General features: G+C 37.6%; 26 protein-coding genes. 20 read left to right on the top strand and 6 right to left on the bottom strand.

What is annotated here, in order from left to right; genetic code table 11:
* Positions 1-146: 146 nt before the first annotated feature.
* The 3 genes from galU (at position 147) to MKY06_RS26100 (ending at position 3,333) form a co-directional block, all read left to right on the top strand.
* A complete protein-coding gene (gene galU, locus MKY06_RS26110; protein ID WP_029319374.1) occupies positions 147-1,031 on the top strand; it encodes a UTP--glucose-1-phosphate uridylyltransferase GalU in 885 nt (294 codons plus the stop codon).
* Between the two features lie 244 nt (positions 1,032-1,275).
* A complete protein-coding gene (locus MKY06_RS26105; RefSeq protein WP_013059780.1) occupies positions 1,276-2,559 on the top strand; it encodes a nucleotide sugar dehydrogenase in 1,284 nt (427 codons plus the stop codon).
* 66 nt (positions 2,560-2,625) lie between these two features.
* Positions 2,626-3,333, top strand: a complete 708-nt coding sequence (locus tag MKY06_RS26100) for a WecB/TagA/CpsF family glycosyltransferase (RefSeq protein WP_013059779.1) — start codon at positions 2,626-2,628, stop codon at positions 3,331-3,333.
* 36 nt (positions 3,334-3,369) lie between these two features.
* Here MKY06_RS26100 and MKY06_RS26095 read toward each other — a convergent pair whose 3' ends face one another.
* Positions 3,370-4,899 carry a flotillin family protein gene (locus MKY06_RS26095; protein ID WP_013059778.1) on the bottom strand — a complete coding sequence of 510 codons (1,530 nt, stop codon included), beginning with the start codon at positions 4,897-4,899 and terminating at the stop codon, positions 3,370-3,372.
* Positions 4,900-4,919: 20 nt separating this feature from the next.
* Positions 4,920-5,453, bottom strand: coding sequence for an NfeD family protein (locus MKY06_RS26090; RefSeq protein ID WP_013059777.1), 534 nt, complete (start codon positions 5,451-5,453; stop codon positions 4,920-4,922).
* A gap of 629 nt (positions 5,454-6,082) precedes the next feature.
* Between MKY06_RS26090 and MKY06_RS26085 the strand changes: the two genes are divergently transcribed.
* Positions 6,083-7,135, top strand: a complete 1,053-nt coding sequence (locus tag MKY06_RS26085; RefSeq protein WP_013059776.1) for a glycosyltransferase family 4 protein — start codon at positions 6,083-6,085, stop codon at positions 7,133-7,135.
* 40 nt (positions 7,136-7,175) lie between these two features.
* On the opposite strand, the gene MKY06_RS26080 is transcribed toward MKY06_RS26085, so the two are convergent.
* Positions 7,176-8,174 (bottom strand): LCP family protein, encoded by a 999-nt coding sequence (locus MKY06_RS26080; protein ID WP_013059775.1) that lies wholly within the window; start codon positions 8,172-8,174, stop codon positions 7,176-7,178.
* A gap of 196 nt (positions 8,175-8,370) precedes the next feature.
* Positions 8,371-9,006: a YigZ family protein gene (locus tag MKY06_RS26075; protein ID WP_029319369.1), complete on the bottom strand. Its 636-nt coding sequence runs from the start codon at positions 9,004-9,006 to the stop codon at positions 8,371-8,373.
* Positions 9,007-9,445: 439 nt separating this feature from the next.
* Between MKY06_RS26075 and MKY06_RS26070 the strand changes: the two genes are divergently transcribed.
* From MKY06_RS26070 to cudC, 15 genes are all read left to right on the top strand, one after another.
* The gene (locus MKY06_RS26070; protein ID WP_013059773.1) at positions 9,446-10,594 is read left to right on the top strand and encodes a sensor histidine kinase; all 1,149 of its coding nucleotides are present in this window, start codon (positions 9,446-9,448) and stop codon (positions 10,592-10,594) included.
* Between the two features lie 77 nt (positions 10,595-10,671).
* Positions 10,672-11,355 (top strand): response regulator, encoded by a 684-nt coding sequence (locus MKY06_RS26065; protein WP_013059772.1) that lies wholly within the window; start codon positions 10,672-10,674, stop codon positions 11,353-11,355.
* A 423-nt stretch (positions 11,356-11,778) separates the two neighbouring features.
* Positions 11,779-12,210: a flagellar export chaperone FliS gene (gene fliS, locus MKY06_RS26060; RefSeq protein WP_340961787.1), complete on the top strand. Its 432-nt coding sequence runs from the start codon at positions 11,779-11,781 to the stop codon at positions 12,208-12,210.
* A 119-nt stretch (positions 12,211-12,329) separates the two neighbouring features.
* Complete coding sequence (locus tag MKY06_RS26055) at positions 12,330-12,767, top strand: YaaR family protein (RefSeq protein ID WP_013059770.1); 438 nt, start codon at positions 12,330-12,332, stop codon at positions 12,765-12,767.
* A 106-nt stretch (positions 12,768-12,873) separates the two neighbouring features.
* Positions 12,874-13,719, top strand: coding sequence for a DegV family protein (locus MKY06_RS26050; RefSeq protein WP_013059769.1), 846 nt, complete (start codon positions 12,874-12,876; stop codon positions 13,717-13,719).
* A gap of 79 nt (positions 13,720-13,798) precedes the next feature.
* Positions 13,799-15,307, top strand: coding sequence for a DEAD/DEAH box helicase (locus MKY06_RS26045; RefSeq protein ID WP_098196942.1), 1,509 nt, complete (start codon positions 13,799-13,801; stop codon positions 15,305-15,307).
* Between the two features lie 95 nt (positions 15,308-15,402).
* Positions 15,403-15,996, top strand: coding sequence for a ComF family protein (locus MKY06_RS26040; protein WP_236019578.1), 594 nt, complete (start codon positions 15,403-15,405; stop codon positions 15,994-15,996).
* Positions 15,997-16,057: 61 nt separating this feature from the next.
* Positions 16,058-16,471, top strand: a complete 414-nt coding sequence (locus MKY06_RS26035; protein ID WP_013059766.1) for a TIGR03826 family flagellar region protein — start codon at positions 16,058-16,060, stop codon at positions 16,469-16,471.
* A 159-nt stretch (positions 16,472-16,630) separates the two neighbouring features.
* Positions 16,631-16,885: a flagellar biosynthesis anti-sigma factor FlgM gene (flgM, locus tag MKY06_RS26030; protein ID WP_289920357.1), complete on the top strand. Its 255-nt coding sequence runs from the start codon at positions 16,631-16,633 to the stop codon at positions 16,883-16,885.
* A gap of 21 nt (positions 16,886-16,906) precedes the next feature.
* On the top strand, positions 16,907-17,368 hold the full coding sequence (locus MKY06_RS26025; RefSeq protein ID WP_223269021.1) for a flagellar protein FlgN: 462 nt from the start codon (positions 16,907-16,909) through the stop codon (positions 17,366-17,368).
* An 18-nt stretch (positions 17,369-17,386) separates the two neighbouring features.
* Entirely contained in the window at positions 17,387-18,910 is a 1,524-nt protein-coding gene (gene flgK, locus MKY06_RS26020; protein WP_057275289.1) for a flagellar hook-associated protein FlgK, read from the top strand.
* A gap of 2 nt (positions 18,911-18,912) precedes the next feature.
* Positions 18,913-19,794: a flagellar hook-associated protein FlgL gene (gene flgL, locus MKY06_RS26015; protein ID WP_013059762.1), complete on the top strand. Its 882-nt coding sequence runs from the start codon at positions 18,913-18,915 to the stop codon at positions 19,792-19,794.
* A gap of 81 nt (positions 19,795-19,875) precedes the next feature.
* Entirely contained in the window at positions 19,876-20,298 is a 423-nt protein-coding gene (gene fliW, locus MKY06_RS26010) for a flagellar assembly protein FliW (RefSeq protein WP_013059761.1), read from the top strand.
* A 24-nt stretch (positions 20,299-20,322) separates the two neighbouring features.
* A complete protein-coding gene (csrA, locus tag MKY06_RS26005; RefSeq protein ID WP_013059760.1) occupies positions 20,323-20,553 on the top strand; it encodes a carbon storage regulator CsrA in 231 nt (76 codons plus the stop codon).
* 228 nt (positions 20,554-20,781) lie between these two features.
* Positions 20,782-21,336 (top strand): choline uptake/conversion transcriptional regulator CudC, encoded by a 555-nt coding sequence (gene cudC, locus MKY06_RS26000; RefSeq protein WP_013059759.1) that lies wholly within the window; start codon positions 20,782-20,784, stop codon positions 21,334-21,336.
* Between the two features lie 42 nt (positions 21,337-21,378).
* Here the strand turns inward: cudC and MKY06_RS25995 are convergent, their stop codons facing one another.
* Both MKY06_RS25995 and betB read right to left on the bottom strand, forming a co-directional pair.
* A complete protein-coding gene (locus tag MKY06_RS25995) occupies positions 21,379-22,581 on the bottom strand; it encodes an iron-containing alcohol dehydrogenase (protein WP_016765895.1) in 1,203 nt (400 codons plus the stop codon).
* 21 nt (positions 22,582-22,602) lie between these two features.
* Complete coding sequence (gene betB / locus MKY06_RS25990; RefSeq protein WP_176524224.1) at positions 22,603-24,093, bottom strand: betaine-aldehyde dehydrogenase; 1,491 nt, start codon at positions 24,091-24,093, stop codon at positions 22,603-22,605.
* A gap of 618 nt (positions 24,094-24,711) precedes the next feature.
* Here betB and MKY06_RS25985 point away from each other — a divergent pair.
* Entirely contained in the window at positions 24,712-26,424 is a 1,713-nt protein-coding gene (locus tag MKY06_RS25985; protein ID WP_340961587.1) for a sodium:solute symporter family protein, read from the top strand.
* Positions 26,425-26,450 lie beyond the last annotated feature (26 nt).

Genomic DNA, 26,450 nt, shown 5'->3' with positions numbered 1-26,450 from the left:
AAAATCTTTTGTTATGATAAAGCAGAATCCAACATGACTCTTTATAAAAAGAAATGGACTCAACATGACTTTGTGTACATACTCAATCGCAGACTTACTATACTATAACCAATAAGCACGATTGACATTGACAGGAGGAAAAGTAAGTGAAAATTCGTAAAGCTATTATTCCAGCAGCTGGATTAGGGACACGCTTTTTGCCGGCTACAAAAGCACAGCCTAAAGAAATGCTGCCAATTGTAGATAAACCAACGATTCAATACATTGTGGAAGAAGCAGTAGCATCAGGTATTGAAGATATTTTAATTGTAAGCGGTCGCGGAAAACGAGCAATCGAAGATCATTTTGATAAATCATATGAGTTAGAAGAAACATTAGCCGCAAAGGAAAAGTGGGACATGCTCGAAGAAGTGCAGGGGATTTCGAATTTGGCTAATGTTCACTACATTCGTCAAAAGGAACCCAAAGGATTAGGTCATGCCATTCACTGTGCAAGAAGTTTTATCGGAGATGAACCTTTTGCTGTTATGCTAGGCGATGATGTAGTTCAATCAGAAACACCTTGTTTGAAACAGTTAATGGACGTATACGAAAAATATGAATGCGCTGTAGTTGGTGTACAGGAGGTGCCTAGGAAAGAAACTTCAAAGTACGGAATTGTAGGTCCTAAAGGAGAGCCTCTTGAAAAAGGATTATTAGACGTAGAAACGCTCGTTGAAAAACCGAATCCAGAAGAGGCCCCTTCAGGCTATGCAATTATGGGGCGCTATATTTTAACACCAGAAATTTTTGATATTTTAAGTAGAGAAGAGATTGGCGCAGGAGGAGAAATTCAATTAACAGATGCTATTTTACGTCTGAATGAATTTCAACGTGTTCTTGCTTATTATTTCGAAGGAAAACGTTATGATGTTGGAGATAAATTTGGATTCATTAAAGCAACAATTGATTTAGCTCTGCAAAGAGAACCGCTGCGAGAAGAGTTAGTGAGCTATTTTAGAGAAATTGTCGAAAAAGAAGGGCATATGTAAAATATATTTACTAGGGAACTATTGGGAATCAAGGAGATTTTCAATAGTTCTTTTGGGTTAGAGATCGTTGTACAAAAGATGGTTATATCATTTATTGATGAATTCTCATAAAATGTTACATAATAATAAGTAAAAGAAATTATTTCATGTTTTTATATAAATGCTATCATGAAATGACATTTTTCGATATAATATCAGATAGGTTTTATTTATTAAGCATGTCATATAAAGGAGATTTTCTGCAATGACAAAGAAATTGTGTGTAGTTGGTTTAGGATATATAGGTTTACCGACAGCTGTTATGTTTGCCAATCACGGCTTATATGTACATGGTGTCGACGTAAATGAAAAAGCAGTAGAATTAATTAAAAATAAGCAACTTCATATAGAAGAAAACGGCTTACAAGAACGTTTAGAATCAGCAGTTGACAACGGACACTTCACGGTAGGCACAACAGCTGAAGAGGCGGATATTTTTATTATTGCTGTACCATCACCAATTAATGAAGATAAAACGGCAAACTTGAACTATGTTCGAGAAGCCACAAAATCGATTGTTCCTTACGTTCGTAAAGGAAATTTAGTAATTTTAGAATCCACAGTTCCTCCGCGTACAGTAGAAGACGTTATGCTACCTGTGCTAAAAGAAACTGGTTTAGAATTAGGCAGTGAGTTATTTGTTTCTCATTCACCTGAACGCGTTATTCCAGGAAAGGTATTTGAGGAACTAGTAAATAATGACCGTATTGTCGGTGGTATTAACGAAGAGTCTAGTCGTTTGACTGTTGAGCTTTATAAAACATTTGTAAAAGGAAATATTCACGTAACGGATGCTACAACAGCTGAAATGGTGAAAGTAATCGAAAACACATATCGTGATGTGAACATTGCGTTTGCAAATGAGCTGGCAAAAATCAGTGAAAAAATTGGTGTAAATGCGTGGGAAGCGATTAAGTTAGCGAACTATCATCCACGTGTAAACATTCATTTACCAGGTCCTGGTGTAGGCGGCCACTGTATTGCTGTTGACCCTTGGTTCTTAACGGAGCTTCAGCCAGAACTGGCAAAAATTATTTCTCTTTCTCGTCATACAAATGATTCAATGCCTGAATATACAGCATTGAAAACGAAAAGCCTACTAGATGAAAAGGGCATTCAACATGGACGTGTAGCTGTTTTAGGTTTAGCTTTTAAAGGAAATATTGACGATATGCGTGAAAGTCCATCAACAGATGTACTTCATCATTTAGAAAAGCTGGGCGTTGATTACACAGCATTTGATCCTCATATCAAAGAGAATAAAATCGAACGTCAGACGCAAAGTTTGGATGAAGCTGTTGCACATGCGGATGTGATTCTTATTTTAACAGATCATAATGAGTTCAAAGAGCTTCTTCCATCAGCTGTTGAAAATCACATGCGTACAAAAGTTATTTTTGATACGAAAAACTGCATTCAGCGTGATCAATGGAAAGCAGCAGGCTTTGACGTAGTGTTACTTGGTGATTCAAAAGTTTCTACTTTATAAAAAGACGGGCTGAACAGCCTGTCTTTCGTTTGTAAAAAACTAAAAAATCAACATACGGGTGATTTAATGAAGGAAAACATCTTAGGAATAGACGTTTGTAGCGACACGTACGATGAGCTAGCGGTAAAGTTACTTCAGGATATAGATAAAGGCCGAAAATCATTTATTGTAGCAATCAACCCTGAAAAAATTATGAAAGCACAAGAAGACAGGGAATTAAAGTCACTATTAAATCAAGCGACTTATCAAATTCCAGATGGAATCGGTGTGATTTTAGCTTCAAAGCTCAAAAAGGGACGTATTCGTGAGCGTGTAACGGGTATTGATATGATGCTGAAGCTGTGTAAAGAAGCAACGAATAACGGTAAAAGAATTTTTTTATACGGAGCCAAGCCTGGAATTGCAGATGAAGCCAAAGCTAAGTTGGAAGAGATGTTTCCAGGGATTTTAATTGTTGGAACATTAAATGGCTACGAAAAAAATGAAGAAGTCATTGAACGTACGATTAATGATTCAGGAGCAGAAATTGTTTTTGTGGCTTTAGGCAGTCCAGCCCAAGAAAATTGGATTATTGCTCATAAAGAGAAACTCAATCCTTCTGTTTATCAAGGCGTAGGGGGCTCGTTCGATGTTATTTCAGGACGATTGAACCGAGCACCTGCTGTTTTTCAAAAGTTTGGTTTAGAGTGGCTTTATCGACTGTTAAAAGAACCATGGAGATGGAAGCGTCAGTTAGAATTACCTAGGTTTCTTCTCCGAGTGTTAAGAGGTTAAAAAAGCATGCGGATTATGTCCGCATGCTTTTTATTTTTAGATATCTTCTTTCTTGTTTTGTTGCTTGATTTCATCCGTTAGTTCGTGCAAGCTTTGTCGCACATTTCCTTTTCCAGAAAAGTTTTCAATCAATTCCTTCACATCTATACCTGAGGATGCTTTCAGCGATTCTTGAAGAGAAGACATTAAGTTTGTTGCATAGCCAGTCACTTTATTAGCTCCGCTGTTTTCACCGTTGCTTCCTGTATCCACAACCGTAATTTTGTCGATATTTGCTAAAGGACTTGCAACTTGTTTTGCATATTCAGGAAGCATCTTGATAATCATATCTAAAATAGCCGCTTGACCGAACTGCTCGAATGCTTCAGCTACTTTTTGTTTAGCTTCTGCTTCAGCTAAACCTTTTAAGCGGATAATCTCAGCTTCAGATTCACCTTGGGCACGCTGAGCTTCAGCTTTTGCTAAACCATCAATTCGAACGCGTTCAGCTTCAGCTTTAGCCATTGCTTCAATTCGATATTTGTTGGCGTCTGCTTCAGCAAGCTGTTTTGCTTTTTCAGCTTCTGCGGATTGCTCAACAGAGTAACGATCTGCATCAGCTTTCTTTTTTACTTCAGAATCGTATTGACGCTCACGACGAAGAATTTCTTTTTCTTCTAATTCAATTTGTTTCTGACGTTCAATAATGCGGATTTGCATTTCTTGTTCTGTTACATCTTGTTTCGCGCGAGCTGTTTCTAGATCATATGCCTGGTCAGCACGAGCTTTGGCAATATCTTGTTCGCGACGATATTCAGCGGTTTTTAACTGATTCATTTTTTCAGCTTCCGCGATTTCTGTATTTCGCTCAAGCTCCGCTTTTTGGGCATCTTTATGAGCCTCAGCACGCTTGATTCTTGTTTCTTTTTCAGCTTCCGCTGTTGCGATGTCAGCATCTCGCTTAACTTGAGCAATACGAGGTTTCCCTAAAGATTCTAGATAGCCGTTCTTATCCCGAACGTCTTTAATTGTAAACGATACAATAATTAACCCCATTTTAGCTAGATCTTGTGAAGCTACGCGCTGTACTTCTTGAGAGAATTTTTCACGGTTTTTGTAAATTTCTTCTACCGTCATAGAACCAAGAATCGAGCGAAGGTGACCTTCTAAGACTTCTCTAGCTTCGGTTTCACGATCTTCTTTTGCTTTGCCTAAAAACTGCTCAGCGGCCGTTGCAATTTCTGAAATAGAACCTCCAATTTTGATGATTGATACCCCATCAGCCATAACAGGAACACCTTGTTCTGTATATACTTCAGGTGTAGATACTTCCAGTTTGCTTGACAGCAAGCTCAGAGGCTCAGCCTGCTGAAAAACTGGCAGCACAAACGTACCGCCGCCGCGAACAATTTTAATGCGGTTTCCGGATTCATCGATGTGCACGTTTTTGTTTCCCAGATAGCTTCCTGTTACAATTAACGCTTCATCTGGACCTGCTGTACGGTATTTTGTAATAAATACGGCAATCAGCGCAATTAATAAAAAAACAACAATTCCAACGACAACTAATATAGGTGTTGAAAACATAAAACTCCCCCTAATACTATTTATAATGAGTGATTGGTCATAACTTCTTCATAAATCACAACGAGTGCGTTGCCCCTTTGTATATCTACAACAAGCACTTTGCTGCCTAAAGGTATAGCAGTGTTTTTAAAGCTGGCTGCGGGTTTGGAGATAGTGCCGCTAACGCCTTCGATAAATACTTCTCCATAACCATCTGCAGGAACGGAAGTAATAATGGTACCAAGTCTTCCTTTTAACGAATCTTCAGTAAAAGCAAGAGACTCTTCAGCCGATGATAAAGGAATCAATACAAAAACGTTGAGCAAAATAACGAGTAGAAGGGCAATAAGAGCGGAAATTGAAATAATCCAATAATTTTGCAATGACGTATAGGTGAACAAATATCCACTGGCACTAAAGAATGTTAAAAAAGAAAAAAGAAGAGTGGGGTTAAAAAAAGGTATCGCTTCAGATAATCCATCTAACAAATCGCTAAATAAAATGTATAAGAAGGTGAGACTTCCGCAGATAATTAATCCATACAAATACACTGTTTGAACAGATAGACCGAACATAGTTCATTCAACACCCCCTTTATGTAAGATGATTGATGCTGTTCCTACTATGTATTACGAAGCGTATCAAAAAAAGTTTCATTTTTTTGATAAAATTCCTTTTTTTGTTTAATTTCATCTCTATCCATTTCACTATATTTTAACTTTTAAATGATATAAGATAAGGACAACGATTCAGTGAATGTGGTTTGAAATAGTGGACATGCATAGGTCAAAAGTTTGTTCATATAATGAGTGGGGCCATGTGAAATAAAAATAAAGGTTTAAATATGCTTAATAAAAAGGAAAAAGAGTTAGAGATGACGAATAAATTAGACGAAAAGGGGGGAGTTCGCTTATATTTTCATAAAGTATAGTAAAGAAAATGTTCTACATAAAATAACCACATAAGAATAAAGTAAATCAGCTGTTTATACACCAAAAAATACAGTTCTTTTCTATTGATAGTTTGTAAATGTGCTAATTTTTGAGAATAAATTTCTATTTAAGTAGTAGAATCATTGTGATATAATCCATTTTGGGAATAAGTAAGTAATTATTGTTATACACAATTTGAAATACTATCCAATTATATAAAGTTGGATACATTTTTTATGGTTTTGGTTAACATAAACCTGAGGAGGGTCTCCATGCTATATTTGACCTTGTTTATTTGTTTTATTACATCTATTCTGATCACTCCGCTGGTTAAGAAGCTGGCGTTTAAAATAGGTGCAACGGATAAACCAAATCAACGAAAAGTTCATCAAAAAATTATGCCTCGCCTTGGAGGTTTGGCGATATTTTTTAGTTTTCTTATTGGATACCTCGTTTTACAGCCTGACAGTAAATATGCGCTGCCGATTTTAATCGGAAGCATCATTATCATCATTACCGGTGTCTTAGATGATATGATTGAGCTATCCGCTAAAATCAAATTAGGCGGTCAGCTAGTAGCGACATTAATTGTTGTTGTATACGGTGGAGTCCAAATTGACTTCATTAACTTGCCGTTTGGCGGAAAATTAGAATTCGGAATGTTAAGTATTCCAATTACGGTATTATGGATTGTAGGAATTACCAATGCTATTAATTTAATTGATGGATTGGATGGATTAGCTGCCGGCGTTTCCTCTATTGTATTGATTACCATCTCGGGTATGGCTATTATGATGGGCAATGTATTTGTGACAAGCATGGGTTTCATCGTATTGGGAAGTACGCTCGGATTTTTGTTTTACAACTTTCACCCCGCTAAGATTTTTATGGGCGATACAGGAGCACTGTTTTTAGGCTATATGATTTCTGTATTGTCTCTGTTAGGATTTAAAAATGTAGCGGTTATTTCCTTCATTGTTCCAGTTATTATTTTAGGGGTACCAATTTCAGATACGTTCTTTGCTATTATTCGCCGAATCGTAAAAAATCAACCGCTATCGGCTCCTGATAAATCTCATTTGCATCATTGCTTGTTGCGCTTAGGGTACAGCCATAGACAAACGGTTTTAATTATTTATGGAATGAGTGCGATATTTGGTTTAGCGGCAGTTATCTTCTCAAAGGTACAAACAATGTGGGGGTCTTTTCTTGTACTAGCTATCCTCCTTGTAGCCATTGAAATTATTGTTGAAAAGATAGGACTAGTTGATAAGACATATAGGCCAATTCTTAACATGGTTCGTGGACTTCGTTTAAAAAATTAATTAAAAAGAGACCTCTTGGATATCCAAGAGGTCTTTTTAATTATTCTGTTGTATCTGAAGTTGATTCAATGCCTAAATGCTTGCGGAGCTTTTCACTTACTTTTTCCACTGAATCATTGTCTAGTTTAAAGTAGTACACGCCGTTAATTTTTTCATCGCTACCGTCTAAGTTAATGGTTTCGATGTCTACTTTTTTCGAAGCATAATCATAAAACGAAAGCATTTCACCGAACATTAAATTCGTTTTCATATTATCGCCAACAGCTTCGATAAGATTTCCATATTTATTTAGTGATCCAATGGAAGCAGCTTTTTTAATCATGGCTTCAATCAACTGCTGTTGTCTTTTTCCTCGCTCAATATCGTTGTCTTGTTTTCGTGTTCGAGCAACAGCTAACGCTTCTTCGCCATTTAAATGTTGATTTCCTGGTTTTAAGACAATAGCATTATGACGATCTTTTGAGTCCTTTTCACTCATCGCATAAGGTACATCAAAATCGATTCCCCCAAGTGAGTCTACAATGTCTGTGAAAGCTTTAAAATTCACTTTAACATAGTAATCAACAGGGACATTAAACAGCTGTTCTACCGTTTCTACAGTTGCTTTTGGACCTCCGTAAGCATGTGCATGAGTAATTTTATCTTTTCTGTTCACTTCAGGTATATAAACCCGCGAATCTCGAGGTATGCTTACAAGCTTTACGGTTTTATTGGTTTCGTTAAAGGTCGCCAAAATTAAAGCATCCGTACGGGCTGATTTTCCGAATTTCCTGGTTTCACTATCATCTACGCCCATAAATAAAATAGATATATCATCTTTTTTGGGATCGATTTTACGATCACGCATAGGAGAATTATCGCGATCTCCAAGTCCTTCATAAGAATCAGAAGCTACTGTTTTAGCTTTAACAAATAAATAAGAGCCATAAGCGGTTGCAGAAAGCCCTAAAATAAGGATAGGTAACAGAAAAAATGTAAAAAGCCTTCGTTTTCTTTTCCGTTTGTTTACTCTTTTTTGAAAACGTCTATATTGAGCCATACGGTTTCTCCTTTTATTCGTATATTCGAACACTTATTGTGACACTTAGTATGTGTTATAAATTGGAATGTATGAATCAAACTCGTCAAAGCTATGCATCTGTACGAGGTTTTTTACTCATTGACAAGTAGCGCAACCATCAGAATAGTTGCGCTATTTATCAATTGTACAATGTTTTTTAATAAGAGTAAATAATTCATTCTACATCTTCTTCTAAATAGGTAGTCTCACCTGCTCGAATGTTTGCTTGGCCGTTTGTTAGCTCGGTCATCCATTCAGTAAATGCTTCTGTTTGAGCTTCCTCTACAAATGTTTCAATCTCTACCATATCTGCATAGTGGATTTCTTTTAATAGATAAACGGAACTGCGAAGCTCATTTTCTAATTTTCCAAGCCATGTATAGTCGACGGTTGTATGCATAACCGCCATGAGAGTTCGTTTGACTGTACCTAGTTCATTTAACGCTTCGGAAACGGATTTTCCATACGCGCGCACCAAGCCACCTGCGCCCAATTTAATGCCTCCGAAATAGCGCGTAACGACGACCACGGTATCTTTTAAGCCTCTTTTTTTGAGCACTTCTAACATTGGTACGCCTGCTGTTCCACTTGGTTCTCCATCATCGTTTGCTTTTTGAAATTGATCTCGTTCTCCAATTAGGTAAGCTGAACAGTTATGAGTAGCATTCCAGTGCTGTTTTTTAATGTCTTGGATAAATTGCTGAGCTTCTTCCTCAGTTGTTACACGTTTCATATGACAAATGAATCTAGATTTTTGAATAGTGATTTCATGTGAACCTTCTTGTTTTACGGTATAATATTGTGATAACAATCAAAAAATCCTCCTTAGCGTTATAAATAGAAGAAAAACGGGTATTTACGTACTGTTTACTTGCTATTAGTATAAAATGTTTATGAAAAGACATCAATTAATCAAATTCAACATCACTTGAACAAGCTATACAGAATATACGTTATAATAAAAGAGTGTGCAGGCTTGTATAGCTAAATAATGAAATGGTTTAAACAGGCAGTTAGTCACTGTTGAAGAGTGAGCGTAAATGGTAATCTATTCAAATAACGCGAGTCAAGCGTCGATTGATGTCGAGTTTGAGGGTACTAAAAACAACCGTTACTTTTTGGATATAAAAAGTCAGATAGGGAGAAAATATGGATCTTATCCTCACAATTCAGATAGGTCATACGAATACTATATATAGCATGAACGTATAGACATTTCTCCGAATGTGAGTATAGTTTGGGGTGAGTAAATGTCGAAACATAAATTAACAAGCAAGGCACTTGATGAAATTTTCGAGAAGATTATTGGCACAGTGGGAGATAGTAAAAATGAAGTCTATCGCCTTTCTGAAGATGCCAGACAAGAATATCAGCAAATAAAAGAAGAGTTAGAAGTGTTAAAAGGGAAAGTTCTTGAGACGATAGAGCAAGGCGATAAATTGGAAACTCAGGCAAGGTTGGCTCGAAAGCGTTTGTCTGATGTGAGCCGACATTTTCAAATTTATTCAGAGCCTGAAGTAAAAGACGCTTATGAAAAAGCACACGAATTACAAACCAAGCTGCTGATGAATCAGCAAAGCGAATATCAGCTGCGTAATCGTCGAGATGAACTAGAAAGACGCTTGCTTACATTAGAAGAAACGATTAAACGTGCAGATCACCTAGTAGGTCAAATTTCCGTTGTGTTAAATTATTTAACAAGTGATTTAAAACAAGTAGGGGAAATAGTAGAAGATGCCATTCAAAAAGAGTATTTTGGCTTTCGGATTATTGAAGCTCAGGAAGAGGAACGGAAACGTTTGTCAAGAGAGATTCATGACGGCCCAGCTCAAATGCTTGCAAATGTTATGATGAGATCGGAATTAATTGACCGAATTTACCGGGAACGTAGTGCAAAAGAAGCAATGGAAGAAATTCGAGATTTACGAAAAATGGTTCGTTCTGCCCTATACGAAGTGCGTCGAATTATATATGATTTAAGACCGATGGCACTTGACGACTTAGGTCTAATTCCGACGCTGCGTAAATATCTTGATACAATCGAAGATTATAACGAAGGCAAGCCTCGGATTACGTTTATTTCCATTGGACAAGAGAAGCGAACTGCTTCAAAATTAGAAGTAGCACTGTTTCGTTTAGTGCAAGAAGCTGTAACGAACGCATTAAAACATGCAGACGCGACGGAAATCCAAGTGAAGATAGAGTTCAACAATGAACACGCTATTTTGCTTGTCAAAGATGACGGCTGCGGTTTTAATCAAGAAGAGAAAAAAGAGAATTCGTTCGGCTTAATAGGAATGAAAGAGCGTGTTGATTTGTTAGATGGGACTATTTCTGTTCATTCGAAAATTAACCAAGGCACGCTTGTTATGATTAAAGTACCGATTATAGCCGCTTAAAAAGGCAGAGATATGTATATAAATAGGGGTCAATATAGAGTAAAACATTTGTTGTTCGATTTGGGGAGGAATCAAACATGCAGACAAGAATTATCATAATCGACGATCACCAATTATTCCGTGAAGGAGTAAAAAGAATTTTAGATTTCGAAAAAGATTTTGAAGTAGTTGCAGAAGGTGACGACGGTAGCGAAGTTATTGACCTTGTAGAAGAACATCAACCTGATGTTGTAATCATGGATATTAACATGCCGGCTGTAAACGGTGTAGAAGCTACGAAAAAGCTTGTAGAAGTAAATCCGGACGCTAAAGTTATTATTTTATCTATCCATGATGATGAGACATATGTAACTCATGCCTTACAAACAGGTGCACGAGGCTATCTGCTAAAAGAAATGGATGCGGATGCGTTAATTGAGGCGGTGAAAGTAGTTGCAGAAGGTGGTTCATATTTACACCCTAAGGTAACGCATAGTTTAGTAAAAGAGTACCGTCGACTAGCAGCTCAAGGACAATCGTCTTCTTATCCGCACGAACCAATTGAGATTCGCCGTCCACTACATTTGTTAACACGTCGTGAGTGCGAAGTGCTACAACTGTTAGCTGATGGTAAAAGTAACCGAGGAATCGGAGAAGCATTATATATTAGTGAAAAAACCGTTAAAAACCATGTGAGTAATATTTTGCAAAAAATGAATGTAAATGATCGTACTCAAGCTGTTGTTGTGGCAATCAAAAACGGTTGGGTAGAAGTAAGATAAGTTCAAAAGTCCGATATACCACTAGGTATATCGGACTTTTTTTTTCTTTTTATAACTTTTTTTGAAATTGTAGGTAAAAAGTCATGTTTAATGAGAGAGGAAAACAACCGATAAGTTAAGGGGAGAAAATATCTTTTAGGAAGGCAAAGGATGATACCTTTACACATTTACTCGTCCTTTAACTTCGTTTAAGCATAAAGGGAATCTTGAGGATCCTACAACCTTCGACGAAAGCATCCATACCTCAAAACAATGTCCATCAAGTTGATGCATGCTCTTGTAAAAAAAGGTCTTTAATACATTCAGATACATATGAGGTCGTAGAAGAATTTATTCAAACCTCAACTGGTGTCCTTTAAAAAATTTAAAAGTTAGCTTTTAGTGAAATAAATAGAAAACTGATTTAAAGAAGACAAGAAGGTGATGAAGCTGAATTTTATAACGGAAGAATTAATCTATCATAAATCTCCGCAAGAGCTAACAGCTATGATATATGAAAAATTTATTCAAAATATTGATGAAGCTGTTATAGCAATTCAACACAGCGATTATTTTACAGCGATTGAAAAAATTAAACAGTGCAACGATATTTTATATCGGCTAGGAATTGGCTTAACATATCAAGCAGGTATCATTGCAGAGCAGTTAGATACCCTATACAACTATATGTCTGAGCGATTAATTAGGGCTAATTTAAAAAAAGATACATTTATTTTATGTGAAGTTCAACAAATGATGAAGAAGCTTTCTAACGCTTGGAATGAAGTGTTAAAAGCGACGCCTAAAGTTACCTCTTCGCTCCGAAAAAACAAGCTGTCTTCTTATGAACAGCACATAAGTATCATTCTTAGCTAAAGGATAATCATCATATCCACGCATCAGATGCCTCTCGAAACTTTCAGCTAATCAAGCTAGCACATCTAAAAGTCTAAATTGAATGGAGTGTATACTAACAGAGAAAGGAGAGATACATAGTGGAGGTACAGCGAATTAACAGTCTTTCTTCTTCCATGAATCTCATTAGAGAAAAAGAAGTAAGTGGTTCGGTTTCATTTACAGGAGTAATGGCCAAGAAGCAAAAAGAACTAACCTATGAACATTTAACTCAAGTGATAAATAAAATTGAAGAACAGGGAAAGCAGTTAGTGAAAAGTCAAACTATTGATTCTTTGCGGAAATACAAGACGCTTGTGAAGCAGTTTATGAACGAAGTGGTTAAAAATGGTTTTGAACTTCATGAAGAAAGAGGATTTAATCATAGAGGAACGACTAAAGTATATAAGTTAGTGAAAGAAGTGGATACGAAACTAGTTGACTTGACAAATGATATCCTTCAAAAAGAAAAAGACAGTTTAAATTTACTCAAGCGGGTTGGAGAAATTCAAGGTTTGTTAATTAATATGTATACGTGAGGGAGCTTTTACTAATAGGTAAACCTCTCGTTACATGCATTTTAATCCTAAATGTTGTAGAATAGAGTGAAATTATTTTATATAACAAAGGATGGATCCCTATCTTATGAAAACAGCAATTATTACAGATAGTACCGCCTATATATCAGAGGAAATTCGATCAAACTATCATATACATATGGTGCCGCTAAGCGTTATTTTCGGTGAAGAAACATATCGTGAAGAAGTAGATATGACTGCAGATCAATATTTTGAAAAAATTAAAGAAGCAAAAAATCTTCCAACCACTTCTCAGCCTGCTATCGGAGAATTTGTAGAGTTGTTTGAACAGTTAAAACGAGATCAATTCGATGCTGCTATCGTTATTACGTTATCTAGTGGAATTAGCGGAACGTATCAGGGTGCTTTGACGGCAGGTAGCATGGTAGAAGACTTTGACGTGCACGTATTTGATTCAGAAATCAGCTGTATGGTTCAAGGCTTTTATGCGATTGAAGGAGCCGAGATGGTCCAATTAAATAAACATCCTGACGAAATCATTGCGCGTTTTGAAGAGATGAAACTATCAATGCGTGCGTATTTTATGGTAGATGATTTATCTCACTTGCAGCGTGGAGGTCGTCTAAATGCTGCTCAGGCTATTATTGGAAGTCTGCTTCAAGTAAAGCCCGTGCTCCATTTTGAATCTAAAAAAATTGTTCCGTTTGAAAAAATTCGTACGCGTAAACGAGCATTAAAACGAATTACCGAGCTTCTTGATGAGGATGCAAAAGAAAACGTACCTATGAAGGCTGTAGTTATTCATTCTAATCGTGAAAATGAAGCAAAAGAAATTCAACGAGAGTTAGAACAAGAATATCCTCATATTGAATGGAGCCTTTCTTATTTTGGCGCTGTCATTGGCACACATTTAGGTGAAGGTGCCATCGGTATAGGCTGGTATAAAAAGTAATCGAAAACCAAATCATTTGATTTGGTTTTTTTGCAGGAAAAAACACCTTTTTTTGCGTATATAGATGTGTACGATAAAAATGGAAAGGAATGAAGATATGCTTTTTACTGTTAAACAAGAATTGCTAAATCCCGTTCAAGTACCTAGCCCAGCTGCTTTTCCTCTCTCAAAAATCGATACGTGGAGAACTCCACCTTTAAATCCTTCATACCCCTACTCTTTAGATCTTCAGCGTTCTCTAAGCGGAAAGCAACTTCTACTAACTCAGACTCCCTATCCTTTATCTCTCATTCATGAACATTATCTAAACGGATATATTTCCTATCAAAAAGCACTTACCCAGAAAGAAAACAGATATAAATGCAACCGGTGTGGAAGTGATAGCCCCTTTTATTTTGCTTCATTTCCATGCAGTAGATGTCACCAGGAGTGCTACTATTGCCGAGCGTGTATTGTAATGGGGAAAGTAAGTGAGTGCACACCTTTTATAAACTGGGAAGGACCAACAAGTAATGTCCTGCCAAAAAGCAGCGTGATGAATTGGAAAGGAATGCTGTCTAAAGCTCAAGAACGTGCTTCAAATGAACTCATTCAAGCTATAAAAAAGGATGAAGAGCTGTTAATTTGGGCTGTTTGCGGAGCAGGAAAAACGGAAATTTTATTTAAAGGTATTGAAGCAGCATTGAACAGCGGAAAGAAAGTCTGTATTGCTACTCCAAGAACAGATGTAGTTATTGAGTTAAAGCCAAGAATTCAATCGGCATTTCCGGATATGTCTGTGCTGGCTATGTATGGAGGCAGCGAAGACCGTTTTCATGAATCCTCTCTTATTATTTCCACCACTCATCAACTTCTGCATTATTATCAAGCATTCGATGTGCTGATTATTGACGAAGTAGATGCATTCCCGTATTCGACAGAGCCTATGCTGCACTATGCTGTTGCAAAAGCAGCTAAACACGCTGCATCAAAGATTTATTTAACAGCGACTCCAAATGAATCATTAAAAAAAGACGTTGAGCAAGGGAAAAAACAAGTAGTTAAAATTCCAGCCCGCTATCACCGAATGCTTATTCCTGTTCCTCGGTTTGAATGGTGTGGCAATTGGAAGAAAAAAATGAAAACAGATACTTTGCCTGCTAATGTTGAGAAATGGCTGAAAAAAAGAATAAATGAAGGGAAACAATGCTTTATCTTCGTCCCGCAAATTAAGTGGATTGCTCCGATCACAGACATGATTCGGAAGCTAACCGAAAAGGTAGACGGTGTCCATGCTGAAGATTCCCAGCGAAAAGAAAAAGTAATGAAATTTAGAGAAGGGCAGCTAGTTATTTTAGTAACGACAACAATATTAGAGCGAGGCGTAACGGTTCCCAACATAGATGTTGCAGTATTAGGAGCAGAAGAAACGATTTTTACTGAAAGTGCTCTTGTTCAGATTTCAGGAAGAGTGGGGAGGAGTGCTCAATTTCCAACGGGAGACGTGGTCTTTTTTCATTATGGGCAGTCTCTGTCTATGCGAAAAGCAAAAGAGCATATTGAATATATGAATGCTCTAGCTTATAAGGAAGGGCTGGTTGATCGATGACAATATGTCTGATTTGTTTTGAACCTCTTGTCTCTTCTTTCGATTGGAGATCATTGTTAAAACCTTCTTCAACGGCCAGGATTTGCACTGTTTGCTTGCAAAAATGTTCCATCATCACCAGTAGCATTTGCAGGGGATGCGGCCGTTCTCTTGCAGACCTCGCTTCTTCTCATTATGAGCTAGACACATGTATGGACTGTCAGAAATGGAATGATGCTTCTTTTTTCAACCGTTCTCTTTATACGTACAATGATTTTATGCAAAGCATAATAGAACGTTTTAAATTTCAAGGAGATTATGAAATTATCCAAGCATTCAAGGAGCAGTGGTATAAGTGCTATAAAAAAGAATGTAATCCAAAAGCTATACTAGTTCCTATACCTTTAACGGACGAGAGATTATATGAGAGAGGGTTTAACCAATCTTTAGCGCTAGCTGAACTGATCAGTGACAACATAGAAATGCCTCTTGTTCGCTGTTCAGGAACAAAGCAATCAAAGAAAAATAGGCGAAGTCGGCTGGCAGAAAGGCTGGAATTTAAAGTAGTCGATTCCTCAATGGTTACGAATCAAGAATTTCTCTTGATTGATGATATTTATACAACAGGAGCAACCGTGCGCCAAGCGGCAAGTTGTTTGCAGGAAGCTGGGGCACGTTCAGTTCGTTCGCTCACTTTAATTCGTGCATGAAGATGTATAATTTAAAACTTTGACCGATAGTAAAATAAAAAACAAATGAGGAGTTTCGAATATGGGAACGTTAGATAATTGCAGGGAATGCGGTCATTTATTTGTAAAAAGTGGATCAATAAACATATGTAAATCATGTTTTGACAAAGAAGAAGCTCTGTTTCAACGTGTTTCTTCATTCTTGAAGAAGAGAGCAAATCGTACAGCAACGACTTACGAAGTGATGAAAGAAACGGGCGTTTCAGATTCGTTAATTTATCAATTTATTCGACAAGGTCGCTTAGTGCTAACTAATTTTCCAAATATAAGCTATCCATGCATGCAATGCAACGCTCAGATTCGAGAAGGGAAACTTTGTCATTCATGCTCTCAAGAAATTAAACATGGGTTAGAAAAGCATAATCGTGAGATGATTCGTTCAAATGAAGAGCCGACGCGTCCCACCTATCGTTCTAACGAAAGGAAAAAAGAGTGAAAGTGTGCTGAGTGTTTGCAGATTCTCTATCTATAGACCTATGTTTAAGGTGGACTGTGAAAATGGTCTCAACTTCCTTGCCGATGCTAAAGGTTTAGGCGGAAATTCCGATATAATGAATAGAGATAACGGATACAAATATAAAAAGAGGTGAGAGAGATGAAGATTAACCCATCGAACTTATTTGGAATAAATCCGTACAAAAAACAATCAGAAAAAATAGAACAGGTCTCTAAAAAGAATCCACAAGATCAGATTCATATTTCATCTGAGGCGAAGAAACTTCAGGGAAATAAACCATCTCCAGAAAGACTTGAAAAATTGGAGAAACTAAAACAGCAAATTAACAGCGGAACATACGAAATTAACGGAAAAGAAATTGCTAAAAGTATTGTAGATTTCTATAAAAAATAAAAGGACTGACATTGATTGAACGTGCAAGAAATTCAAACGATACTAGAAAAACAAGTAACGCTTCACAAAAGTTTGTCTGTTATTGTTAAAGAGAAAACGAACTTTATTATTAAACAAGATGTAAAGGCATTGACGGCTTCTTTGCAAAAAGAGCAATCTCATATAGCTGCTATTTCTGCACTGGAAACAAAACGTATAGAAGCGATGGAAAAAAGCGGACATGCTGCTCGCTCCATTGAAGAAATAGCAGGCTCATTCTCTGAGTACTCCATCTTGATACCCTTTCAAAAACAGCTAATAGATATAATTCAAGATATAAAGTATGCAAATGACTTAAACAATCAGCTGCTCACACAGTCTTTGCAGCTGATTCATACCGAACTAGACCTTCTTGTTCCATCGAAACGAGAGGATTCGTTCAATTACACAAAAACAAATAATAGATCGTTTCAGTCCAACTCTATTTTTAATTCGAAGGCATAAAGAACGGAGGAAAGCAGAATGAGTTCAACATTTCATGGTTTGCAGGTGGCTAAACGAGGAATGGATGCCCAACAAGCGGCTCTTTACACGATTGGCCATAACGTATCTAATGCAAATACGCCGGGCTATACGCGTCAGCGAGTAAGTTTAGAAACGTTCCCAGCTTATCCAGCCCCAGGGATGAATCAGACTGGAACTGCGGGCCAAATAGGAATGGGAGTAGAAGCCAGCACGGTAGAGCGAATACGTGATACATTTTTAGATACCCAGTATCGAGATGAAACCATTAAAGTGGGGTATTGGGATGCGCGCGCTGGTGCTCTTGAAAAAATGGAGGAAATTATGAATGAACCTACTGAAGATGGACTTTCAGCTGTTTTTAATCAATTCTTTGAGTCCATTCAAGATGTAGCTTCACACCCTTCAGAAGCAGGAGCCAGGTCTGTTATGATTGAACGAGCTGAAGCAGTAGGCGATACTTTCTCTTATTTATCTACTTCTTTAAAAACGGTTCAAGGTGATTTACAAAACGAGCGTGACGTAGCGGTAACACAAGTGAATTCTTTGTTAGAGCAAATAAGTAATGTGAACCAACAAATACAAAACGTAGAACCGAATGGCTATTTGCCTAATGATTTGTATGATGAAAGAGATCGGCTGCTAGATGAGATTTCTAAATTTATGCCGGTTTCTTTAGAGTATACAAAAAGCAGCGGGAACGCTTCTGCAACGTCAGAAGGAGTGGTAACGGTTCAGCTTCAAACGTCTCAAGGGCCTATTACTCTTTTAGATGGGAAAACTCATCAAGTAAATGCCATCAGTTTGAAAACAAATCAAGATTCCTATGTGACGGAAATTCATATAGGGGATGAGATACGGAACCCTGAGTCATTTCCTCAAGGAAAACTTAAAGGGTTAATTGAGGCTTCTGGATATATAGATAATAGTGGTAATAAAACAGGTGTTTACGCTTCAATGATTGATGATTTAGATGAAATGGCATATGAATTTGTAAATTGGTTTAATGATAAGCACCAACAAGGTGTCACGCTAGATGGTGATACTGGTATGTCCTTTTTTAATGAGATTTCTCAGAAAGAAGGAGCTGCAGCTGGAATTGTTATTGCTGATAAAATTAAACAAAACACAAACAATATTGCTGCTGCTTCTTCGGCCTCCTCTGGGGATGATGGAACTGGCCGCAAAGGAGATGGACAAAATGCTCAGCTATTGTCTCAATTTCGTCAAAAGGTGCTTATTAATTCCGGGAATCAAGCTGTTTCCCTAGATGGCTTTTATCAATCTGTTATTGGCCAAATGTCAGTAGATGCCCAACAAGCCAACCGCTTAAAAAGTAATTCAGAAACTCTTCAGGGAGCTGTAGAGCAAAGGCGCCAGTCTACCAGTGCAGTTTCATTAGATGAAGAGATGACCAATATGATTCAGTTTCAGCATGCATATAACGCTAGTGCCCGTATGGTGACTATGATTGATGAAATGCTTGATAAAATTGTAAACGGTCTTGGAACTGGAGGAAGGTAAAGATGCGCGTCACACAAGGAATGTTAGCGGCTAATTCATTAAAACAGATTAGCAATAGCTATAATAAGCTGGAGACACTTCAAAACCAATTATCAACGGGAAAGAAAATTACTCGTCCTTCAGATGACCCGATAGTGGCTACTAAAGGAATGGCTTATCGTTCTAATCTTTCTGAAGTAAATCAATATAAACGTAATTTAACAGAAGCTCAGTCTTGGTTTGATAGTTCAGAATCCGGACTTGAACAAGTCAACTCCATTCTTCAGCGCACTAAAGAGCTGGTCGTGCAAGGGTTAAACGGTACGAATGAAAGTGATGACCGCCAAGCAATTGCACGTGAAATTGAACAGTTAAAGCTGGATTATATGCAAGTAGGCAATACGCAGGTGGCAGGAAACTATATCTTTAACGGTGTAAATGTAGGAGCAGCGCCTATAAGTGAGAATGCAAGCGGTATGATAGAATCGAATATTAACCTGGATCCTTTTTCAGTTGAAGTCTCAAAAGGTATCCAGCTGAGAGTCAATATTCACCCTGAAAATATTTTTGGACAAGGTGCATTCGACTTAATGAACAATGTTCAAACAGCTTTTGAACAAAACGATGTAAACTCACTAAAAGATCTCTCTACACAGGTAGACACGCAGCTGTCTACGCTATTAGCGGAGCGATCTGAATTGGGAGCAAGAAGCAATCGGCTTGAGCTGATTGAAAACCGCCTTGATTCACAGGAAATTACGGCTACTAAGATGCTTTCAAATAATGAAGATGCAGATATTGAAAAAGTCATTACGGATTTAACCGTACAAGAAAGCGTGCATCGTGCTGCTTTGGGAGTAGGGGCTCAAATTATTCAGCCTACGCTGCTAGATTTCTTGCGTTAAAAAGTTCCTTCTAAACAGAAGGAGCTTTTTTACAATGAAAAAAGATAACAAGAAAAAATCAATTAGCAAAGGTGTGATGAGATGAAAATTTCAACAAGCTATCATGGAGATATAGAAATAGATAATCAGCAAACACTGACATTCAATCAAGGGATTCCAGGTTTTTTGGAAGAAACTGAATTTGTTATTTTACCACTTCCAGAAGCCGAAGCTTTCCAAGTTCTGCAGTCTATTCAAACCAAAGAATTAGCTTTTATTATCACGGATCCATTTCAGTTTTTTTTAGATTATGATTTTCAACTAGAACTTCAGGAAATCGAAAAGCTTCAATTACAACAAGCGGAAGATGCAGCTGTTTACGTATTGCTTACGATGTCAGATTCTGTGGAAAAGATAACGGCTAATTTGCAGGCTCCTGTTATTATTAATACAAAGCAACAGCTTGCTAAGCAAGTGATTTTAATGAATACAGCTTACGAAACGAAGCACAGGTTATTTGAGTAAGATGAATAGATAAGGAGTGAGTCCATGCTTGTTTTAACACGAAAGTTAAATGAAACAATCAAAATAGGTGATGAAATTGAAGTGACCGTCCTTGCAGTTAATGGTGATCAAATAAAGTTAGGAATTCAAGCTCCAAAGTCTGTAGATATTCATAGACAAGAGATTTATGAAGAAATACGTAACGAAAATAAAAGTGCTTCTCAAATTACATTACATGCTATTGATATGCTGAAACAATTACCGAAAAAGAAATAAAACGATCAGTTTGAAAATCATCAAAAATATACAGTATAAATAATATCTAAATCGGGAAAGATAAACATATAGTATTCCCCACTATGTCTTAAGCCTTTCTCTTTAAGAGAAAGGCTTCTTTTTTATCAAAAAAATTGAACTGAATTTCTGTTTTTTTCCTTTTTATCGTGTATCATTAAATTTATTAAATATAATTCAAATAAATTTAACAAAAGAGGAGAAGAGTAAATGAGTGATGTTCAAGAGTATCATGATTTATTAAAAGAAGCAGAAGATGTGGTTGTCAGTGCTTTAGCTGATACAATGGATTTATATGGGGTCACACCTTCAGTAGGAAGGCTGTATGGCATGCTTTATTTTATGGATGAGCCTGTTACATTAGATCAAATGAGTGAAGAATTGGGTATGAGTAAACCAACGATGAGTACATCCATTCGTTCACTGCAAAATATTGATATGGTCCACAAAGTGTGGAAAAAAGGTGTTCGAAAAGACTTATATGAAGCAGAAAAAGATTTTTCTAAGTCCTTTTTTTCATTTTTCTGTAAGAAGTGGCAAAGAGAAATTTCAGTTAATTTAGAGGCAATCGAAGAAGCGGAAAACAAGCTGCAGATTCTCTTAAATAATGAAGATGTGCCTGAGGAGATCGCAGTAAAAGCAAAGCGTAATTTAGCGCAGATTATAGAGTCCAAACATTATTATCATTTCTTGAAAAAAGTAGTGAAAGTTTTTGACGACCGAAGAATCATCGATATTTTAAATGAAGAATTAGCGAAAGAGTAAATAAAAAAGGCTGTTGAAAAATCAACAGCCTTTTTATCATTTTTATACGGTTAATGGTGTAGCTTCAAAACAGCGGTTATAAATCCATTCGTAACTTTTTACAGTTAAATCACGAGGGTTACCAACTGTTTGTGGATCATTAAATGCTTCTTGAGCTAAGCGAGAAACCGCTTCTTTTGGAACACCTTGTTCTTCTAAAGAAGGGATTTGTACATCTTTAACTAGTTGATATACTTCACGAACAGCTGCTTGAGCTGCTTCTTCAAGCGTTAATTCGTGTGTATTAACTCCTAAAGCTTGAGCTATGCGCGCAAATTTTTCAGGCTCGCCCATCCAGTTATATTCCATTACAGGACCTAGCATTGCTGCTACGCAAGGGCCATGGGCAATTGGATAAATGCCTCCTAATGTTTGAGCCATCGCGTGAGCTGCTCCTGCAGATTCACTTCCATATGAAAGGCCAGCAAGCATAGCTGCATGCGCCATTCCATAGCGTGCTTCGATATCCTGTCCATTTGCAACTGCACGTCGTAAGTATTTTCCAACGTACTCAATAGCCAATAAAGCAACAGAGTCCGTCATTGGTTGTGCAAAGTGACATGTATAACATTCAATTGCATGAGCTAATGCGTCAATTCCTGTACCGGCCGTAATATGTGAAGGCATAGATACGTGCAGTTCTGGATCAATAATTGTTAAGTGAGCAGCAATTAAAGGTCCACCTGTATTAAACTTAAACTCACGAACAGGATCTGTAATGACAGCCCATTGTGTGACTTCACTTCCTGTACCCGCAGTTGTAGGAATGGTAGTTAAAGGAGGGATACGTTTTGTTAAAGGTTTTTTTCCTTCAGCTGCTTCATAATCTAAGACGGGAGCATTATGAGCTACTTCTACACCAATAGCTTTTGCCGTATCCATTGAGCTTCCGCCTCCAACAGCTACTAGTCCGTTGCATCCATTTTCTTTGTACATTTTTGTGCCGTCTGCTACCACGTGAATAGAAGGGTTGGCTTCTACTTGGTCAAATAGAATAACGTCTACGTCCGCTTCTTTTAAACTAGCGATTACAGGATCTGCTAAACCTACTTTTTTTACACCAGGATCTGTTACTAGTAAAACCTTAGATACACCTAGGTTTTTTACTTCTTCTCCAGTATGCTTAACAGCACCAATTCCATGTTTTACAACCGTTGGCATCTCAAAACTTTTTAAACGTTCCATTCTTTCAAATCGCATAAACATCTTTACATTCCCCCTTGAATTTTATTGAAACCAGCGCATTGGCTGTGGATTTGTATTCGTATAAATATGTTTAATTTCCGTATATTCTTCTAGCCCAATGTGGCTAAGCTCTCTTCCGATCCCAGATTGCTTATATCCTCCCCAAGGAGCCTGCGGGAAGTAGGGATGATAATCGTTAATCCAAGTTGTTCCCATACGGAGTACTTTCACTACACGTTCAGCTCGATTCATATCACTTGTCCAAACGGCTCCAGCTAATCCATAGATTGTATCGTTAGCAAGTGCCACCGCTTCTTCTTCGGTGCTGAAGCGCTCAATGGTCATAATTGGACCAAATGACTCTTCTTGGACAACTTTCATATCTCCATGACAGTCTGTAAAAATAGTTGGTTCAATGAATAAACCTTTTTGTAAAGACTCTTGAGTTGGACGTTTGCCTCCTAAAACAAGGGAAGCACCTTCTTGTTTGCCAAGCTCAATGTAATGTTCCACTTTAGCTAGGTGTTCTTTTGAGATGACGGGTCCCATTTGAGTGGCTTCATCCATGCCGTCTCCTAGCTTAATTTTTTTGGCTTGTTCAATAACTGCTGAAACAAATTTATCGTGAATATCATCTTGAACGAGTAATCTTGCACCAGCTGAACAAACTTGACCGGCATGAAAGAAGACCGCATTTAATGCATAGTCAACCGCAGTGTCAAAGTCAGCGTCAGCAAAGACGATATTCGGATTTTTCCCACCAAGTTCAAGAGCGATTTTTTTAAAGTTGCCTGCGGCAGCCTGCATGACTTTACGTCCAGATACACCGCCACCTGTAAAGGAAACTAAATCTACTAAGTGACTTTCTGCCATTTCTTGTCCAACGGTCGCACCCGGGCCGAGTACAATGTTAATGACGCCTGCTGGAAAGCCAACTCTTTCAAAAATTTTCATCATATGAATAGTTGTTAAAGGGGTGATTTCACTTGGTTTAATAACAATTGTATTCCCAGCAGCAAGTGCCGGAGCCAATTTCCAAGAGGCTTGCAATAAAGGATAATTCCAAGGAGTAATTTGGCTGCATACACCTACAGGTTCGCGGACAACGCGGCTAACAGAATCGGGATTAGGTGACTCAATCATCTGTCCACCATCTTTATCTGCTAATCCAGCATAGTATTGAAAGACATCAGCAATTCCATCCATGTCTGCCAGGCTTTCAACGAGGGTTTTTCCAGTATTCAAGGTTTCAAGTTTTGCGAGTTCTTCACGATCATTACGAATTTCTTCCGCAACTTTAAATAGTAAAGAACCCCTTTGGGCCGCTGTAAATTTAGACCATTGACCTGCATCAAAAGCTTTTCTAGCTGCTTCAATAGCTTCTACAGTATCAGCACGATTTCCTTCTGTAACGACAGCGATAACCTCTTGATTAAAAGGATTTATAATCTCTCTTTTCTCGCCGCTGCGTGCTTCAACCCATTCGCCGTTTATGTGCATTTTTTCAAGCGTAAGTGTTTGTTCCAATAGCATCAACCTCCAAATAATAGAATTTGTTAAATTTATATTTAACGTTCTTAACAATTCGAATTATAGCATCGGTTATTTAATTTAGTCAAATCCAAAAACTCGGAATGTTCAGAATTTATTAGATTATCTGCTCTGTAAGAGACTAATCATTCGGATATTAAGAAAAAATTTAACAAAAAGTGATAAAAAATCACTGATTGCTATGTCCCTTGATACAAAAGGTTTTTTTATGTATGAGCTATGAGAATATTATTCTTTTTTTATATGAGAACACTCAAACTTTTTTGACAATATCCTAAACATTCAGATATATTAACCATAGTACTATATCTGCTTGCATACAAACCTTGAAAAACAAAGGATTTTGAATGTGGAAATTAAGAAAGGAGTTTAGATGGAAGATGAAAATAATTGTGAATTCAATAAAAAAAGTCGGTTTAAATTATTTTAATATAATTATATAAACGTAATTTCTCCCCTTCGCATTGGTATTTATAATCCAACTATTTATATTTTATTCTAAAAAATCTATTTTTAGGTTTAATTGTATGCTGGTAGGAAAAAGGAATAGAGGACAAGTTTGTCTTTAGATTTCTTTATCAATTTAAAGGATGTGAGACGATGCAAAATGCTAAAAAACCATTTCGTTCAGACAAACAACAAGCCAGGCCTGAAAAGTCGAATGAGACTTCTGACTTTTCAGGGAAATCAAACAGGAACAACCGTCTACTAACCCCCTTATGGACAACTATTATAGGATTTTCCATCTTTATGGTTGTCGCATTTATCTATTCTCTCTATAATCCAGATCTCTATTGGCCAGGCCTCATTTTAATGTTCATTATGTATGGTGTTATTTATTTTATTGGTGCTCGAGCCGCTGCAAGTAAAAAAGGAAAATCAGATGATATGCTTGTTGCAGGAAGATCTATGCCGCTATGGATTTCAATGTTCACAATGACCGCCACTTGGGTAGGTGGAGGGTATATTGCTGGAACGGCCGAAACCGTTTATTCCTCAGGGCTGACATGGACTCAAGCGCCATGGTGTTATTCAATCAGCTTGATTTTAGGCGGTATCTTTTTTGCTAGAAAGATGAGAAGGTTTGAGTTTATGACAATGCTCGATCCTCTAGAATCTCGTTTCGGTAAGAAAATGGCTACGGTTCTTTATTTTCCAGCTATACTGGGAGAGCTGTTTTGGAGCGCAGCTATCTTAACTGCTTTAGGAACAACATTCGGTGTGATTTTAGGCCTCAGTTTTTCAATTTCCATCATTCTTTCCGCACTTATTGCCATTGCATACACCGTGATTGGCGGCTTGTGGGCAGTAGCACATACCGATATCTTACAGCTTTCTATTATGTTTTTAGGGCTATTTCTGGTGCTTCCCTTTGCATTTTCGAATACGGGAGGGGTGGGAGCCGTTTTTTCTACTTATTCAGAAGGCATGACTGGTTCTCTTCATTTATTTCCTCCATTAAAAGGCTGGGAAGATCCGAAATGGGGAAATACATATTGGCAATGGTGGGATAGCACATTTTTACTTATTTTTGGTGGTATTCCATGGCAAATTTATTTTCAGCGCGTGTTATCTGCTAAAAATGAAAAAGCAGCAATGTGGCTATCTATTACAGCCGGCATCTTTTGCGCGTTAGCGGCCTTGCCTCCAACATTAATAGGAATGATAGGTTATAGTGCAGACTGGTCTTCATTTGGAGCGTCAAGCCCTGAGAGCGCGTCCATGATTTTAACGTATGTATTTAAATACCTAACGCCCGATTTAGTAGGAGCGATTGCGCTTGGAGGCCTAGCTGCTGCCGTTATGGCTGCAGTAGCGGCTTCGTTGCTTTCAGCGTCGGGGATGGCAGCCTGGAACGTGTATCGTCCGATTGTAAAACCAAATGCGACACAGGCGCAGTTAGATAAAGTTATTAAACGTTCTATCATTATCATTGGAACGGGAGCAACTCTAATTGCTTTAAACTCTGAGAGTGTCTACTCTTTATGGTATTTATCAGGGGACCTAGTGTATTGTATACTTTTTCCGCAGTTGGTTTGTGCTTTATTCTTTAAAGGAGCTAACTGGTACGGATCTTTGGCTGGGTTTATTGTGTCTCTTGTTCTTCGAATAGGTGGAGGAGAACCGCTGCTTCATTTAAAAGCGCTACTTCCGTATCCGATGATTGAAGACGGAGTGGTCATGTTTCCGTTTCGTACATTTGCGATGGCAGGCGGGTTGTTAACCATTCTTATCGTTTCTTACGCGACGCGACGTATTTGCCCTCCTCAGCCGCTTCGAAATCTTCATCGTGACATATCGGTTGAGAAATAATCAAAAGCAAAATAAAAAAGCCGCAT

The sequence above is a fragment of the Priestia sp. FSL P4-0332 genome, assembly GCF_038005845.1.
GTDB lineage: Bacteria > Bacillota > Bacilli > Bacillales > Bacillaceae_H > Priestia.
This window is presented reverse-complemented; position numbering and strand designations above follow the sequence as displayed.

Bases quoted from the DNA above. Each gene is read 5' to 3' on its own strand.
- MKY06_RS26105 (WP_013059780.1), top strand. From the start codon at position 1,276: ATGACAAAGAAATTGTGTGTAGTTGGTTTAGGATATATAGGTTTACCG.
- MKY06_RS26100 (WP_013059779.1), top strand. From the start codon at position 2,626: ATGAAGGAAAACATCTTAGGAATAGACGTTTGTAGCGACACGTACGAT.
- MKY06_RS26095 (WP_013059778.1), bottom strand. From the start codon at position 4,899: ATGTTTTCAACACCTATATTAGTTGTCGTTGGAATTGTTGTTTTTTTA.
- MKY06_RS26090 (WP_013059777.1), bottom strand. From the start codon at position 5,453: ATGTTCGGTCTATCTGTTCAAACAGTGTATTTGTATGGATTAATTATC.
- MKY06_RS26085 (WP_013059776.1), top strand. From the start codon at position 6,083: ATGCTATATTTGACCTTGTTTATTTGTTTTATTACATCTATTCTGATC.
- MKY06_RS26080 (WP_013059775.1), bottom strand. From the start codon at position 8,174: ATGGCTCAATATAGACGTTTTCAAAAAAGAGTAAACAAACGGAAAAGA.
- MKY06_RS26070 (WP_013059773.1), top strand. From the start codon at position 9,446: ATGTCGAAACATAAATTAACAAGCAAGGCACTTGATGAAATTTTCGAG.
- MKY06_RS26065 (WP_013059772.1), top strand. From the start codon at position 10,672: ATGCAGACAAGAATTATCATAATCGACGATCACCAATTATTCCGTGAA.
- fliS (WP_340961787.1), top strand. From the start codon at position 11,779: ATGAAGCTGAATTTTATAACGGAAGAATTAATCTATCATAAATCTCCG.
- MKY06_RS26050 (WP_013059769.1), top strand. From the start codon at position 12,874: ATGAAAACAGCAATTATTACAGATAGTACCGCCTATATATCAGAGGAA.
- MKY06_RS26045 (WP_098196942.1), top strand. From the start codon at position 13,799: ATGGAAAGGAATGAAGATATGCTTTTTACTGTTAAACAAGAATTGCTA.
- MKY06_RS26035 (WP_013059766.1), top strand. From the start codon at position 16,058: ATGGGAACGTTAGATAATTGCAGGGAATGCGGTCATTTATTTGTAAAA.
- flgM (WP_289920357.1), top strand. From the start codon at position 16,631: ATGAAGATTAACCCATCGAACTTATTTGGAATAAATCCGTACAAAAAA.
- flgK (WP_057275289.1), top strand. From the start codon at position 17,387: ATGAGTTCAACATTTCATGGTTTGCAGGTGGCTAAACGAGGAATGGAT.
- flgL (WP_013059762.1), top strand. From the start codon at position 18,913: ATGCGCGTCACACAAGGAATGTTAGCGGCTAATTCATTAAAACAGATT.
- fliW (WP_013059761.1), top strand. From the start codon at position 19,876: ATGAAAATTTCAACAAGCTATCATGGAGATATAGAAATAGATAATCAG.
- csrA (WP_013059760.1), top strand. From the start codon at position 20,323: ATGCTTGTTTTAACACGAAAGTTAAATGAAACAATCAAAATAGGTGAT.
- cudC (WP_013059759.1), top strand. From the start codon at position 20,782: ATGAGTGATGTTCAAGAGTATCATGATTTATTAAAAGAAGCAGAAGAT.
- MKY06_RS25995 (WP_016765895.1), bottom strand. From the start codon at position 22,581: ATGTTTATGCGATTTGAAAGAATGGAACGTTTAAAAAGTTTTGAGATG.
- betB (WP_176524224.1), bottom strand. From the start codon at position 24,093: ATGCTATTGGAACAAACACTTACGCTTGAAAAAATGCACATAAACGGC.
- MKY06_RS25985 (WP_340961587.1), top strand. From the start codon at position 24,712: ATGCAAAATGCTAAAAAACCATTTCGTTCAGACAAACAACAAGCCAGG.